Below are 13,797 nucleotides of genomic sequence, written 5' to 3'. Positions count from 1 at the left end.
GCACAGAGGTTCGGGGGTTGCTCTTCGTCACAGGGCCCCACGGTCAGCGATTCCGGCGTCAGCCGACCGGCTTCGCGTAGTGGAGATCCACCGTGCCCGTGTAGCCCGGCAGCGTCTCCTTGCCGTGCTCGTCGACCTTCCAGCCGAGGCCGTACGCCTTGACGTAGAGCTGGTAGTTCTGGACCGCCGGGGAGTCGGCGAGCGCCTTGCGGAGCTTTCCCTGGTCACCAACAGCGGTGATCTTGTAGGGCGGCGAGTAGACGCGGCCCTGGAGGATCAGCGTGTTCCCCACGCACCGCACGGCGCTGGTGGAGATCAGCCGCTGGTCCATGACGCGGATGCCCTCCGCGCCGCCCTTCCACAGGGCGTTGACGACGGCCTGGAGATCCTGCTGGTGGATGACGAGGTCATTGGGCTGGGGCTCGGGATAGCCGGGGTTGGCCGTGGCGTCCGGCGGGGCGTCGTCGAGCGTGACGGTGAGCGCCTGGCCGGTGACCTTCTTGGTGCCCGCGCCCTTCTCCAGGGCGTCCAGCCTGGCGTCCTCGGCGTCGGTGGTGCCGTGGTCGCGGCTGACCAGGGTGTCGATGTCGTGCCGTACCGCCGCGTTGGCATCGCCCAGTTCGGCGTTCTTGCGGTCGCGCTCGTGGATCAGATCGGAGAGCTTGAGCAGCGAGGTGTCGGTGCGGATGTTGGTGCCCTTGGCCGTGTTGAAGCTGGTCACGAAGATCAGCCCGGCGAGGGCGAAGACGGCAGCCGTGAGCAGCCGGACGGGCCGCCTGTTCGGTCGGCGGACCGGCCCTGGGGGAGAGTCGGCGGAATTGCTCAACGTACCCTTATCTCCTTAGGCGCCGCGGAAGCACTACGCTAACGGACGCCCGGGGGCGGCGGTGTTCCCCCTGCTCCCCGCCCCGGCACACCGTTTCAGTCCCCCTGCGCGGTCACGCAGCGCATCGACAGGAGAGTCCCTCGTGCCGAAGTCACGTATCCGCAAGAAGGCCGAGTTCACGCCGCCTCCGGCCGCGAAGCAGACGGTCAACCTCAAGCTGACCAACCGGAGCTGGGTGGCCCCGGTCATGCTTGCCCTGTTCCTGATCGGGCTGGCCTGGATCGTCGTGTTCTATGTGACCGAGGGCGATCTTCCGCTGCAGAGCTTCGGGAACTGGAACATCGTGGTCGGGTTCGGCTTCATCGCCGCCGGCTTCGGTGTCTCGACTCAGTGGAAGTAGCGGGTCCACCGCTCCGCCGTCAAGCTCTGCCCCGACTTATCCACAGCGTTGTCCACAGCAGGGGAAAAGGTCAGACGATCTGTGGATAACTCCACGGGACGTTGACGCCGGTGTGACTGCGTCCGCCATTCTGATGACGCGCTCGCCCCTTGTCGCCGCTGGTCAAACCCACATCGGCGACAAGGGGCACGCACGTTCCCCACAGGATGCACAAGATCCGCCACACACTGTGGACAACTGTGGAGTACGGGCCGTCCTCACGGGGTCACGCTCAGGTGAGTGAAGCCGTTCTGGCCACGACGATCACGATCGTCGCCGCCAGCACCAGCGCGCACGTTCCGTACTGCACGAGAGCCCGCCGCTCGCGCGGCGCGTGCACCATCCCTATGGCGATCACCACGCCCGCCACCAGCCCGCCGACATGTGCCTGCCAGGCGATGTTGGACCAGGTGAAGGTGAAGAGCAGATTCAGCGCCAGCAGGACGAGGACCGGCCGCATGTCGTAGTTGAGCCGCCGCATCAGGACGACGGTCGCGCCGAGGAGCCCGAAGATCGCACCGGAAGCGCCCAGCGAGGGCTGGTTCGGCGCGGCCAGGAGATACGTGAGCGCGCTGCCGGCCAGCCCGGAGAGCAGATAGAGCGCGAGAAAGCGGACGCGGCCGAGCGCCGCCTCCAGCGGCCCGCCGAGCCACCACAGCCCGAGCATGTTGAAGGCGATGTGCCAGATCTCCTGGTGCAGGAACGTGGCGGTGATCAGCCGGTACCACTCGCCGTCCGCGACGCCGACGATATGGCCGAACCCGGGGCTGTAGGCGTAGCCGATCAGGTCGAGGTCCTGGACGAGGCGATACCGGTCGTCCACCGCCAGGACGGCGACGAACACCGCGACATTGATGCCCAGCAGGATCTTGGTGAGCAGCCGGGGATCGGCCGCGACCGTGCCGCCCGCGAGGGTGCGCGGTCGGTTGGCGGACGCTCCGTGCCCCGTACCCGAGCCCTGCCGGACGCATTCCGGGCACTGGAAGCCGACGGAGGCACTGATCATGCACTCGGGGCAGATGGGGCGCTCGCAGCGCGTGCAGCGTATGCCCGTCTCCCGGCCCGGATGCCGGTAACAGCTGGGCAGGCCTTCGGTGACGGCAGGCTGGTCCTGGCCTCCGTGGCCGCCTGGCGGGTGGTCCATCGGTCCCCTCGGTCCTCGTGACGGCGGACGGTGCCCGGCACGGCACAGCGCACCGCCCCGCCCGTCCGGTATGTAACCACTACGGACGGGCAGGGCGGGATGGTTCCCCGAACCGGGGAACCGTACGGTCGTGAGCGGTCAGCGCGTCTCGATGACGACCGACTCGATCACGACCTCCTTCAGCGGGCGGTCGGTGCGCGGGTTGGTCTGGGTGCCGCCGATGGCGTCCACGACCTTCTTGCCGGCCTCGTTGGTGACCTCGCCGAAGATGGTGTGCTTCCGGTTCAGCCAGGTGGTGGGCGCCAGGGTGATGAAGAACTGCGAGCCGTTGGTCCCCGGGCCCGCGTTCGCCATCGCCAGCAGGTACGGCCTGTCGAAGCCGAGGTCCGGGTGGAACTCGTCCTCGAACTTGTAGCCGGGGCCACCGGTGCCGTTGCCCAGCGGGTCCCCGCCCTGGATCATGAAGCCGCTGATCACACGGTGGAAGACGGTGCCGTCGTACAGCTTGTCCGTGGTCTTCTGGCCGGTCTCCGGGTGGACCCACTCCCGCTCGCCCTGCGCGAGCTCGACAAAGTTCTTGACCGTCTTCGGCGCGTGGTTCGGCAGGAGCCGGACCTCGATGTCGCCGTGGTTGGTCTTCAGGGTGGCGTAAAGCTGCTCGGCCACGATCTGCCTTCCGTAAGTCTTCTCTGACTCTCACGATCCTCGCACGGAAGGCGGCGGAAGACGGCAGGGGGACGCAAGGAGACATGCCGGGGGGCAGCGGAAGGCGCGGGCGGCGGTGTGGTCACGCCGGAACCCGCGCATGCTGGAGAGAGGGGCGGCATCGTCGCCCATGGGTACGTACGGACACGGGTACGTACGGAACGTTCGCGGAGGACCGCGATGTCCGGGCATCACCCACGTCGCCTTTCATGACCCGGATGCCCGCAACACATGCCGAGACCGAGCCCGACAGGCATGATCTCGAAAAGGGTGGATAGGCGAAATACGGAACGCCACCGAGGAGGATGATCCTGTGACCCGCATGGACAGCGTGCGCGCCGCTACCGGTTCGGCGAAGGAGAGCGTGCAGCACGCCGCGGTAGTGGTGGCCCCTTACGCCGGTACGGCCAAGGAACAGGCCGCTCTGGCCAAGGCACAGGCCGCGCTCTACGCCCGCGAGGCGCGTGTACGGCTCGCCCCGACAGTATCGAAGGCCGCTCAGCAGGCTCGTGTTCAGTACGGCGCCCATGTGGCGCCCCGGGTACCCCCAAAGGTCGATGAAGCCGCGCACCGCGCCGTGGTGCGTACTCGTCAGGCCGCCCGTCAGACGGCGGATTACACGGTGCCGCGAGTGAATCAGGCGGTGGCCACCGCACAGCCGGTGGTCGAACAGGCCGCGGCACGTTCCGCGGCGGCCCTGGCCGCTCTGCGCGGACAGGTCACGGCGAAGGAGATCCAGAAGCTGGTGAGAAAGCATGAGCGGCGGGCCAGGGCCGGCCGGGTGGCCAAGGGCCTGGCGGTCCTCGGCGTGCTGGCCGGCGGGGTTTTCGCCGCCTGGAAGTGGTGGGACAAGCAGGCGAACCCGGACTGGCTCGTGGAGCCGCCGGCCGCTACCGAGGTCTCGGAGCGTGGTCCGCTGACGTCCGTGGACGGCAGCCATGTGGTCGATCCACTGGATCCGGAGGTCCAGGCGAAGCAGGCGGACGCGTCGGAGAACGACCGGGACGACCGTCCCTGATCACACAGACCACGGGGATCACAGACCGGGCGTGGCACTCGCCGCGCCTGTGGTCCATGCGGTCCGTGGTGTCCGACGTGCCTGCGCGCTCGCCGGCTGCACACGTGGCGTCTGCGCTTCTGCTGTTCGCGTTCTTGCTGTCCGCGTACTTGCTGGCCACGTAGTTGCTGGCCACGTAGTTGCTGGCCACGTCGTCCTCGTCGCGCCACCGGCGTACCGGGTTCGGCGACGGGCGCACCGGAGGTGAGGGGCGCCGGGAGACCGCGGGGTTCCCGGCGCCTCATGCCGCGACGAGCGCCGCGTCGGCGGCGTACGCGCTCACCCGCGCCGCGCGGGGATCGGTCTCGCTCGGGACGTCCGCCGGCAGATGACGGACCGACGGTGACGAGCCGTGCGCCTCGGCGTGGATACGCTGCTTGATCGTGGGCGGCAGCGACCTGCCGCGTGGCAGCGACCTGGGTACGGCCGCTCTGGCCGGAGTGGCCTCGGTGTCGTGGTGCGCGGCGGCGGGTGCCGGCGCGGGCTGCTCGGCCGGCTGCTGCACGGCGTTGCCGGCGGCGGCGGCCGGGGCGGTCAGCCCCAGGGAGGCGAGCACCGCGAAGAACGCGGTGATGAAGACAGTCCACAGTTTCTTGACCTTGAAGGCGGCCATGACCCCTCGCTTTCGGGTTGAGCGGTTTACATACCTTCCTCATGATGTGGACGCATCTTGAGAATCCACGGAGCTACGCCGCCGTCCGGCAGTTCTTCGGATGAACACCACTCGTACGGTCCAACCGGCCCCGCGAATTCGCGGCCTCAGCGCGCCAGAAGCCGTACCTGAAGCAGCGCTTCCCCGTCGCCTCCCGGCGCGTACGAGCGCACGTCAGCGCCCCTCCAGCGCCTCTCCGGCGCCCCCGCCCGCCTCTCTTCGCCGACCGAGGCACGACTTCCGCCGGACCGCCACTCGGAGAGATCGCCGCCGGGCTCGGCTCACCGGCCGCTCGGCCTCGCGGCGTCACCCGCCTGCCGCTCAGGGCGCGCCGTATCGGCGCAAACCGGAAAGGCTGATTCCCGAACCACCGCTCGGCAGAAGAGAAAGAGAGAACGCCATGACGCTGCGTCCGCCCCGGGAGCTCATACGCTCGCGGCCCGTCGTCGCCCTCGCCTCCGTGTGCTCAGTGGCGGCGCTCGCAGCGCCCGCCCCCGCCATAGCCGAGGGCGCTTCCTCCCGAGCGGGCGGCGGCACAGCCAAGCCGACCGTGGTCCTGGTGCACGGCGCGTTCGCCGACGCCTCCGGGTGGGACGGCGTGGTGGAACGGCTTCAGCGCGACGGCTATCCCGTCATAGCCCCGGCGAACCCGCTGCGCGGGCTGGCCAGTGACTCCGCCTACATCGCCAGCGTCCTCAAGAGCGTCAAGGGGCCGATCGTCCTGGCCGGGCACTCCTACGGCGGCGCGGTGATCAGCGAGGCCGCGGCGGGCAACCGCAACGTCAAGGCGCTCGTTTACATCTCGGCGTTCATGCCCGACAAGGGGGAGACGCTCGGGGCGCTGAGCACGAAGTTCCCCGGCAGCCGGCTCAGTCCGGCGCTCAGACAGGTGCCGTTCCAGAACGGCGACGGCACCACGGGCACCGATCTGTACATCAAGCCCGACAAGTTCCACCAGGTCTTCGCGGCGGACCTCGCGGCCTCCACCGCCGCCCAGATGTCCGCCACCCAGCGCCCGATCAGCGCCTCGGCCTTCACCGAGAAGGCCCGCGCCGCCGCCTGGAAGAGCATCCCGTCCTGGTTCCTGGTGGCCACCAAGGACCGGGCGATAGCCCCGGATCTGGAGCGCTTCGAGGCCAAGCGGTCGGGCTCCCACACCATCGAGGTGAACTCCTCGCACGTCGCGATGATCTCCCACCCCGGGACCGTCACCAGCCTCATCCTCGACGCCGTCCGCAGCGAGGCCTCCGGCACGCCGTCCCTGGCCACAACGGGAAGCAACGCCTCGGCCACCGGTCTGATCGGCGTCGTCGCGATCGTCGCGGGCGTGGGCCTGATCGTGGCCGTACGCAGACACCAGGCACGCGGCCGCTGACCGATCGGCCCCGCGCCCGGTCCGGCCGCCGGTGGGTGCGGTCGGACCAGGGCCCGGCCGGTCCGTTCGGTCCGTACGGTCCGTCAGTAGCGGACCGCGCCGTAGTCGATCTCCTCCGCGGGATACGTCGCGCTCCGGCGCGCGAGCCCCCGCATCCGCTGTCTCATCTCATCGGCGGGGAGGTGACGCAGATCGCCGTGGCCCGGCAGCACCCACTCGAAGGTCAGTTCCTCGGCCCCGCGGGCCACCGACTCCGCGAGCGTCCTGATCGAGTCGTAGACGACGCTGTGGGCGACTTCCAGGGTCTGCTGGGAGTTCGACCAGAAGAACGCGTCGCCGGAGAAGCAGAACTTCTCGTCCGCGATGAACAGTGTGGTGCCCTTGGTATGCCCGGGGAAGGGGTGGGCGATGACGCCCGGTCCGATCTCCACCGGGTTCGTGCCGCGGATGACGTGGTCGGCGTCGGGGAGGGAGTGCAGGTCCCCCTCGTGGATCCACAGCCGGGCCTTGAAGGCGTCGGCGTATGTGCGGGCGTGCGCGACGTGGTCGAGGTGGGTGATCAGTACGTCGGTGATCTTCCCGGCCCGCCCCTCGTAACGGCGGGCGAGCGCGGGCCCCCAGCGGGGGGTGTCGATCATCATCGCGGTGCCGTCGGGGCGGCGCAGAAGGTACGAGGTGGCGCCATAGGTCCGCGCCGAGGCATGCCCGCACAGGAGGACGGTCCCGTCCTCGTCCAGCGCCTTCGGGTACGGGTCCGAGTCCGCGCCGAGGTCGTCGGCCGGCGGGTGCACGGACCGGGTGGGGCAGGCGTGCGCGGCCAGGTAGAGCTTCTCGACGTCGGCCTCGGTCTCCGGCTGGCGGATGACGGTCGACAGACCGCCGTACTCGCCGCCCTCCTTGTAGCCGATCATGCCGGGGGCGAGTTGACGGGCGATGTTGCAGTTCAGACAGCGGTCGTCGACGTACCAGCCCTTCTCCGCGTCCGCCGCCCGGGGTCGGTTCTCCCCGCGCGTGGTGCTCACGAGGGAGCTCTCGTACTCGGGAGTGGGGGGATTGTTCACCATGGTTTCCCGCTTTCACAGGAGACAGAGCGACACCCATGTCACCGATTGGGCCGGCGCATGAGCTGACGCTGGGGCGAGTCAGGTCATGGAGCGCGCGACGGAAGGCAGGGCGACGGACGGCGTTTCCCGCAACGAACCCTAGCGGACCCACACCCTGTGCGTTACCACATTGTTATCTCCTCGGTCCTGATGAGCCGCCGGCATCCCGGTGCGCCGGATCGGCAGGTCACGCCGCGGCCAGTGCCACGGTCGGGGGTGTGCGTGCGGCACGTAGCGCCGGGTAGAGGCCGGCGATCGCGCCGATCACCATCGTGGAGGCGACCCCGCCCACGGGTGCCACGAGGGGGATCGCGGTGGGCCAGTCCTGGCTGAACGCGTATCCGGCGGTGACGGCCGCGCCGAGCGCCGCTCCGCCCAGGCCGCCCAGGGTGGACAGCAGCAGGGCCTCGACCAGGAACTGACGGGTGATGTGCCGGCGGGCCGCGCCGAGGGCGCGTCGGAGGCCGATCTCCCTGCGTCGTTCGATGACGGTGATGACCATGGTGTTGGCCACTCCGATGCCGCCGACGAGCAGGGCCACCCCGCCGAGTCCGACGAGCAGGCCGGTGAACGACGCCTCGGCCGCCTGCCGCGCCTTCAGCGCGTCCGAGGGACGGCTGACGGCGACATTCTCGGGGTTCTCGGGGTTGACGGCACGGGGAAGCAGCCCGCGGACGCTCTCGACGAGGGGGTCGGGAGAGCGTTCGTACACCATGGTGGGGCGGCCGTCGAAGCCGAGATACCGCTCGGCCGCGGCACTGTTGACCAGGACGGCGGCGTCCAGATCCGGTGCGAGCGGTACCGGGTCGAGGACGCCGAGGACGGTGAAGTAGCGGTCACCGATCCACACTTGTTCGCCCGCGTGGGTCACGCCGAGCCGGTAGGCGGCCCGGTGGCCGAGCACGGTCGTGGGGTAGCGGTCGGGCGCCCGGTCCAGCCAGCCGCCCCGGGCCAGGGTGCCGCGCAGGGTCTTCACCAGGTTCCCGTCGGCGGCGAGGACGGTCAGCCCGTTCGTCTCGGCGGGATCCACCCGCGCGTTGCGGTAGGCGCCGATGTCCTTGACCTCGCCGGTCGAGCTGACGGAGTCGACGCCGTCGGCGCGGGCGACCGTGTCCACGGCGGTCTCGGGAAGGGGTACGGGCTCGCCGGTCAGGGGGTCCTGGCCCGGGGCGACGGTCAGCAGGTTGGTGCCGAGCTTGTCCAGTTCGGCGTCGAGGTGTGCCTGGCTGGAGGTGGAGATCCCGAGGACGGCGATCATCGCGGCGATCCCGATGGCGATGCCGGCGGCGGAGAGCACCGCGCGCAGCGGACGCGTCCGGAGCCCGTTGGCACCGAGCCGGAAGAGATCGCCGCCGCGCAGGCGTGAGGGCGCCAGGTTCGTACGGCCGCTCATGTCGTCACCCCGTCCTGGTGCGGGCCGGGCGGCGTCTCGCGGATGTCGTCGACGAGTTGTCCGTCCCGCATGAGGAGCCGGCGCGGCAGGCTCTCGGCCAGCCCGGTGTCGTGGGTGATGATCACGACGGTGGTGCCCGAGGTGTGGAGCTCGCGCAGCAGCTCGACCACCAGGGCGCCGGAGCGGGTGTCCAGCGCGCCGGTCGGTTCGTCGGCCAGCAGCAGTGGCGGGTCACCCACGACCGCGCGGGCGATGGCGACCCGCTGCCGCTCACCGCCCGACAGCTGGTGCGGCCGGTGGTCCAGGCGGTGGCCCAGCCCGACCCGGTGCAGCGCCGCCTCGGCGCGTGCCCGGCGCCGACGCCGGGGCATTCCCGTGTACAGCAGTCCGTCGGCGACATTGTCGACGGCGCGGGTGCCCTCGGCGAGGTGGAAGTGCTGGAAGACGAAACCAATCCGATGGGCACGCAGCGACGACAGGCCCCGGTCGTCGAGCCGGGCCACATCGTGCCCGTCGATGACGACCTGCCCCGAGGTGGGCCGGTCCAGAGTGCCGACGAGATTGAGCAGGGTCGACTTGCCCGATCCGGAGGGCCCGACGACGGCGACGAGTTCCCCCGGATCGATCGAGGCCGTGACCTCGCGCAGGGCGTGGACCCGGTGCTCGTCGCTCCCGTACGAGCGGCCCACCTCGGTCAGCCGCACCACGGGCTCGGAGGAAACGGCGGGCAGGACAGCGGTGTCGTGCAGGACGACGGTCACAGCTTCGGCACCCCCACCCGGGCGCCCTCGGAGATCCCCGGGCCGCTCACCTCCACACGGCCATTGGTGAACGCACCCGTCTTCACCTCCACCCGGCGGACTTTCCCGCCCTCCACGATCTGCACCCCGAACCCGCCGCCCTCCAGCGGCAGGAGTGCCGTGACCGGCACCGAGTACACGTTCTCGGCCTCCACCCGGCTCAGCACCACGATGACGTCCGCGCTCTGGACGTTCTTGACTCCCCCGGGAGAGCTGAGCTTCACGCTGACGGGAACGACTTTCTTGTTGTCCTTGTTCAGCTTCTGCGCCCCGACGGAGGAGACCGTCCCGGGTATCCGCTTGCCGTCCGGCAACTCGATCTCCACCTTGGCGCCCTTGACCACGAGTTCCTGTGCCTCTTCCGGCACCTCGGTGGTGACCCGCTGCTGGGAACCGCCGGCCTGGAGTACCTCGGCGCCGGCCTCCGCGGGGTCACCCGGGCGCACCGACGCCTTCTTGATCCGCAGGATGTCGGGGGCGAACACCACCCGGCCCAGTTCGATCTTTCCGCTCTGCGGCAGGCCGTTGTTCTTCTGCCAGCGCTTCACCGCGGCCTCGGTCTTCTCCGTGAACTCCTCGTCGACGGTGAAGTCGACATAACCAAGTTCCGCCAGATTCTCCTCCAGCATGCGCACATCCCTGCCGTCCTTCATACCGGCCTTGAACTCACGCCAGGCGGGAAGTTCACCCCGCATCAGGAACACCGGCATGTCATCGACCGCGTACAGGCGCTCCCCACGCTCGACGATGCTGCTCGCCGACGGCAGCCAGGTGAAGATCCCCCGCATCTGATTCTTGACCCGGCGGTCGCCGGAGAACTGCAGGACGCCGAAGGACCGCACCTCCGAGGCCAGATCACCTCGCACGACCTTCTCCGTGGCGGGCGGCAACGGCTCACTCATGGTCGACGGTTCCGGCGTGTTCGCCCGCGTGTAGAGCAGACCCGCGCCGACCGCCACGCCCACGAGCGCCACGGCGGCGCCGACGAACAGCCAGCGCTGCCCGCGCCGTCGCCCGCGCCGACGCCTTCCCTCCCCGGCCCCGACAGACTCGGCCTCCTCCCCATAGGGCTGTCCCTCCGCCCCGTGGGACCCGGCAGCCTCCTCGTAGGGCTCGGCTCCGGGCCCTACGGGCTCAGCAACCTCCCTCACCGCTCACCGCCCTGCGACATGAAGCCCTTTTCCATCTTGTCGAGGGCATCCTGCTCGCGCTTACACGCCTTCTGCGCCGCCGTGTACTCAGGGCTCTCCATGAGCCGCACGCTGCCGTCCGCGTTCGGCTTGGGTGGCACGTAACCGTTCTTACGCATACACGACAGGTACTTCAGACGGAGCGCCTGGAAGTCGGGGTCGTCGAGGAGGGCCTGCGTCCGCGGGTCGCCGCCCGCCGTCCCACCGCCGGGGGCCTTGCCGCATACCTTCTCCAGCTTGTCGAGGACGCTCTTCGAGGTACCGTCGGGAATCTGCGGCGGCTCACCCGGCTTCGGGTCCTTCACCTGGACACCGTTGTCCCGCATGCACGACGCGTACTCGACGCCGGAATCCGTACCCGTACCGGACTCACCGCCGTCGCCCGTGCCGCCTCCCGAAGCGCCGCCGGTCGAGGCGCCGCCCGTCTCATCGGCTCCTTGCGACGAAGCGGCGGGCGGCTTCTCCGAATTCCCCCCACAGGCCGCTGCCCCGACGGCCAAAAGCACCACCATCGCGCTCGTGGCCAGACGACGGCGGGTAGTACGGACGGACGGACGCATAAAAGAACCTCCGGAAAACGGTGCGGCTCGGAAAAGGCGCACGGAGAACAGATACGAAGCCGCCATCCCAGGAAGAGAAAGAAAGCCGGGTCGGCGAACCGGGGCCCAGCACACCACGAAGGGCATTTAGCGACTGTCTGCTGATTTCTTTATGCTTTCCACATGCCGTATGCGCGCGGCGGTTTCAAAAGGTCGCGGTGGGCAGGGTGACGGTGATGTCGAGACCGCCGGCCTGAAGTGGTTCCGCGTGGAGGGTTCCGTTGTGGGCGCGGACGATGGATTCCACGATGGCGAGGCCGAGGCCGTGCCCTGTCGGCTGTCCCGAACGGTTTGTCTGGCGGGTGTCGAGGCGGTGGAACGGTTCCAGGATGCGGTCCGCCTCGGTCCGGTTCATCTTCCGTCCGGTGTTACGGACCACGAGCCGGACCTCGTCGCCGGGCCGCTCGTCCACCGCTACCGTCACCGTTCCGCCCGGGTGGTTGTGGCGGACCGCGTTGTCCACGAGGTTGGTGACCAGTTGCCTCAGCAGCACCCGGTCGCCGAGGACCCGGCCCCGGCCCACCGATGCGGTCAGCGCCACCCCCGCTTCGGCCGTCGGCGCGGCCTGGATACACACCTCCCGTGCCAGGGCGCCCAGTTCGACGACTTCCTCCGCGATGGCACCGTGGTCCGCGCGGGCCAGGACCAGCAGTGCTTCCGTAATCTCGGTGGAGCGCCGGTTGAGGGTGAGCAGGTCGGGGCCCAGATCCTCCAGCCGGTACTCCTCGGGCGCGGCGAGCGCGACCTGGAGGATGGTCCGCATCCCGGCCAGTGGGGTCCGCAGCTCGTGCGACGCGTTCGCCGCGAACCGGCTCTGCGCCTGGAACACCTTGTCCAGGCGCTGGAGCATCGCGTCGAAGGTGTCGGCCAACTCCCTGATCTCGTCCTTGGGCCCGGTCAGCGCGATGCGTTCGTGCAAAGTGGACCCGGCGATGCTCCGCGCGGTCGTGGTGATCCGCTGGAGCGGTGCCAGCATCCGGCCCGCCACGAACCAGCCCACGAACACCGCGATCACCAGCAACACCAGAAGCGCCACCGCACTGAAGATCAGCAGCGCGTAGAGGAAGTCCGCCTTGGACGCGACCTCGAACGAGATCACGCCCGTGGTCGGCCTGGCCTCTGAGGCACCTGTGTCGGGTGCGGCTGACGAACCCGTGTCGGGTGCGGCGCCGTCGTCTGTGCCGTTACGCGGAGCCTGACCGGGTTCAGCACCCTCATGCGTGCTCGCGCCCCTGGACTCCTCGCTGGGCGCGACGCCCGCCTCATGACCGGCACCCGTAGGAGCACTGGGTACAGCACCCGCCTCGTCACTGGCACCCGTAGGAACACTGGGTGCGGCGCCCGCCTCTTCAGCAGCACTCGTATCTTCAGCAGCACTCGCACTGGGCGGAAAGGGGACCCTCACAAGGTCCGGGGCATAGGTCGGCCCGTAGTTCATGAACAGATACAGCAGGCCGATCAGGGCCGCACCGGCCACCGCGAACAGCCCCGCGTAGGTGAGGGTCAGCCGGGCGCGGATGGTGAGCCGGCCCCGGACGGTGCTCACGGAGCTGGTATCAGGTGATAGCCGACTCCGGTCATGGTGTGCAGCAGGGCCGGTTCACCGAGCTTGCGGCGCAGTGTGGAGACGGTGACGCGTACGGAGTTGGTGAACGGGTCCGCGTGTTCGTCCCATGCCTTCTCCAGCAGTGTCTCCGCGCTGATGACCCCGCCTTCGGCCGCCGTCAGGAGATAGAGCACGGCGAACTCCTTGCGGGTCAGGCGCAGATACCGGCCGTCCCGGTAGGCCTCGCGGCGGAAGGGGTCCAGCCGCAGACCGGCGTACTCCAGGACCGGCGGCGGCGGAGTGCCCGCCCGGCGCTGAAGCGCCCGCAGCCGGGCCACCAGCTCCGGGAAGTCGAACGGTTTGGGCAGATAGTCGTCCGCGCCCAGCCGCAGCCCGCCCACCCGGTCGTCCAGCGACGAGGCCGCCGTCAGCATCAGCACACGCACCGACCGGTGCTCGGCCACCACCCGGCGGCACACCTCGTCACCGCCCACCCCGGGCAGATCCCGGTCCAGCACCAGCACGTCGTAGTCATGGCAGGCCAGATTCTCCAGGGCCTGCTCGCCGTCGGCCGCCAGATCCACCGCCATCGCCTCGCGGCGCAGCCCCGCCACCAGAGCCCGCCCCATCAGCGGCTCATCCTCGACGACGAGTACGCGCATATGCCTTTCCTCTCTGATCTCCCCCGTTCGAAGCCGGTCGACAGCCGGGGGCCGCCACCGGGGGCAGAGTGCATTGCACCATCTGAGCGCAAAGGCCGTTTCACGGATTTAAGCAATATTCTTTATGCCCACCACATACAACGCCTCCTGACCACCACCGCCGCTGAACACGGCTTTCTCAGAATGCTCATGCCTGGTGCGCGGTTGGCCTGTTCTGCGCGTCGTGCAGGTGGGCGTAGGTGCCGGCGCGTGACAGCAGGTCGTGATGGGTCCCGGATTCGACGATCGTGCCGTGGTCGAGGACGA

At 69.5% G+C, this 13,797-nt stretch carries 14 protein-coding genes; 3 read left to right on the top strand and 11 right to left on the bottom strand.

Going from position 1 to position 13,797, the window contains the following annotated elements; translation table 11 throughout:
• Positions 1 to 58 precede the first annotated feature (58 nt).
• Positions 59 to 826 (bottom strand): DUF881 domain-containing protein, encoded by a 768-nt coding sequence (locus tag ACFRKB_RS35985; RefSeq protein ID WP_383110824.1) that lies wholly within the window; start codon positions 824 to 826, stop codon positions 59 to 61.
• A 142-nt stretch (positions 827 to 968) separates the two neighbouring features.
• On the opposite strand from ACFRKB_RS35985, the gene crgA reads away from it, so the two are divergent.
• Positions 969 to 1,226, top strand: coding sequence for a cell division protein CrgA (crgA, locus tag ACFRKB_RS35980; RefSeq protein WP_030350948.1), 258 nt, complete (start codon positions 969 to 971; stop codon positions 1,224 to 1,226).
• A gap of 271 nt (positions 1,227 to 1,497) precedes the next feature.
• Here the strand turns inward: crgA and ACFRKB_RS35975 are convergent, their stop codons facing one another.
• Together ACFRKB_RS35975 and ACFRKB_RS35970 are read right to left on the bottom strand one after the other, a co-directional pair.
• Positions 1,498 to 2,409, bottom strand: a complete 912-nt coding sequence (locus tag ACFRKB_RS35975; RefSeq protein ID WP_383110823.1) for a rhomboid family intramembrane serine protease — start codon at positions 2,407 to 2,409, stop codon at positions 1,498 to 1,500.
• 138 nt (positions 2,410 to 2,547) lie between these two features.
• The gene (locus ACFRKB_RS35970; protein ID WP_383110822.1) at positions 2,548 to 3,075 is read right to left on the bottom strand and encodes a peptidylprolyl isomerase; all 528 of its coding nucleotides are present in this window, start codon (positions 3,073 to 3,075) and stop codon (positions 2,548 to 2,550) included.
• Between the two features lie 352 nt (positions 3,076 to 3,427).
• On the opposite strand from ACFRKB_RS35970, the gene ACFRKB_RS35965 reads away from it, so the two are divergent.
• The gene (locus ACFRKB_RS35965; RefSeq protein WP_383110821.1) at positions 3,428 to 4,132 is read left to right on the top strand and encodes a DUF5324 family protein; all 705 of its coding nucleotides are present in this window, start codon (positions 3,428 to 3,430) and stop codon (positions 4,130 to 4,132) included.
• 280 nt (positions 4,133 to 4,412) lie between these two features.
• Here the strand turns inward: ACFRKB_RS35965 and ACFRKB_RS35960 are convergent, their stop codons facing one another.
• Entirely contained in the window at positions 4,413 to 4,784 is a 372-nt protein-coding gene (locus ACFRKB_RS35960; RefSeq protein ID WP_383110820.1) for a DUF6344 domain-containing protein, read from the bottom strand.
• 439 nt (positions 4,785 to 5,223) lie between these two features.
• On the opposite strand from ACFRKB_RS35960, the gene ACFRKB_RS35955 reads away from it, so the two are divergent.
• On the top strand, positions 5,224 to 6,198 hold the full coding sequence (locus ACFRKB_RS35955) for an alpha/beta fold hydrolase (RefSeq protein ID WP_383110819.1): 975 nt from the start codon (positions 5,224 to 5,226) through the stop codon (positions 6,196 to 6,198).
• Between the two features lie 83 nt (positions 6,199 to 6,281).
• Here the strand turns inward: ACFRKB_RS35955 and ACFRKB_RS35950 are convergent, their stop codons facing one another.
• The 7 genes from ACFRKB_RS35950 to ACFRKB_RS35920 form a co-directional block, all read right to left on the bottom strand.
• On the bottom strand, positions 6,282 to 7,220 hold the full coding sequence (locus ACFRKB_RS35950; RefSeq protein WP_383110818.1) for an MBL fold metallo-hydrolase: 939 nt from the start codon (positions 7,218 to 7,220) through the stop codon (positions 6,282 to 6,284).
• Positions 7,221 to 7,488: 268 nt separating this feature from the next.
• A complete protein-coding gene (locus ACFRKB_RS35945; protein ID WP_383110817.1) occupies positions 7,489 to 8,694 on the bottom strand; it encodes an ABC transporter permease in 1,206 nt (401 codons plus the stop codon).
• Positions 8,691 to 9,455, bottom strand: a complete 765-nt coding sequence (locus tag ACFRKB_RS35940; RefSeq protein WP_383110816.1) for an ABC transporter ATP-binding protein — start codon at positions 9,453 to 9,455, stop codon at positions 8,691 to 8,693. Before ACFRKB_RS35940 ends, ACFRKB_RS35945 begins: the two co-directional genes overlap by 4 nt.
• Positions 9,452 to 10,396, bottom strand: a complete 945-nt coding sequence (locus ACFRKB_RS35935; protein ID WP_383110815.1) for a peptidoglycan-binding protein — start codon at positions 10,394 to 10,396, stop codon at positions 9,452 to 9,454. Before ACFRKB_RS35935 ends, ACFRKB_RS35940 begins: the two co-directional genes overlap by 4 nt.
• A 245-nt stretch (positions 10,397 to 10,641) precedes the next feature.
• On the bottom strand, positions 10,642 to 11,370 hold the full coding sequence (locus tag ACFRKB_RS35930) for a hypothetical protein (RefSeq protein ID WP_383110814.1): 729 nt from the start codon (positions 11,368 to 11,370) through the stop codon (positions 10,642 to 10,644).
• Between the two features lie 58 nt (positions 11,371 to 11,428).
• Entirely contained in the window at positions 11,429 to 12,829 is a 1,401-nt protein-coding gene (locus ACFRKB_RS35925; protein WP_383110813.1) for an ATP-binding protein, read from the bottom strand.
• A complete protein-coding gene (locus ACFRKB_RS35920; RefSeq protein ID WP_383110812.1) occupies positions 12,826 to 13,491 on the bottom strand; it encodes a response regulator transcription factor in 666 nt (221 codons plus the stop codon). Before ACFRKB_RS35920 ends, ACFRKB_RS35925 begins: the two co-directional genes overlap by 4 nt.
• Positions 13,492 to 13,797 lie beyond the last annotated feature (306 nt).

The sequence above is a fragment of the Streptomyces scopuliridis genome (assembly GCF_042790125.1).
GTDB classification, from domain to species: Bacteria; Actinomycetota; Actinomycetes; order Streptomycetales; family Streptomycetaceae; genus Streptomyces; species Streptomyces scopuliridis_A.
The sequence above is the reverse complement of the archived record's forward strand: the minus strand, read 5'-3'. Positions and strand labels throughout refer to the sequence as shown.

What these genes read in the sequence shown, in the direction of transcription:
- ACFRKB_RS35975 (WP_383110823.1), bottom strand. Translation starts at nt 2,409, where the DNA reads ATGGACCACCCGCCAGGCGGCCACGGAGGCCAGGACCAGCCTGCCGTC.
- ACFRKB_RS35960 (WP_383110820.1), bottom strand. Translation starts at nt 4,784, where the DNA reads ATGGCCGCCTTCAAGGTCAAGAAACTGTGGACTGTCTTCATCACCGCG.
- ACFRKB_RS35955 (WP_383110819.1), top strand. Translation starts at nt 5,224, where the DNA reads ATGACGCTGCGTCCGCCCCGGGAGCTCATACGCTCGCGGCCCGTCGTC.
- ACFRKB_RS35945 (WP_383110817.1), bottom strand. Translation starts at nt 8,694, where the DNA reads ATGAGCGGCCGTACGAACCTGGCGCCCTCACGCCTGCGCGGCGGCGAT.
- ACFRKB_RS35935 (WP_383110815.1), bottom strand. Translation starts at nt 10,396, where the DNA reads ATGAGTGAGCCGTTGCCGCCCGCCACGGAGAAGGTCGTGCGAGGTGAT.
- ACFRKB_RS35930 (WP_383110814.1), bottom strand. Translation starts at nt 11,370, where the DNA reads ATGCCCTTCGTGGTGTGCTGGGCCCCGGTTCGCCGACCCGGCTTTCTT.
- ACFRKB_RS35920 (WP_383110812.1), bottom strand. Translation starts at nt 13,491, where the DNA reads ATGCGCGTACTCGTCGTCGAGGATGAGCCGCTGATGGGGCGGGCTCTG.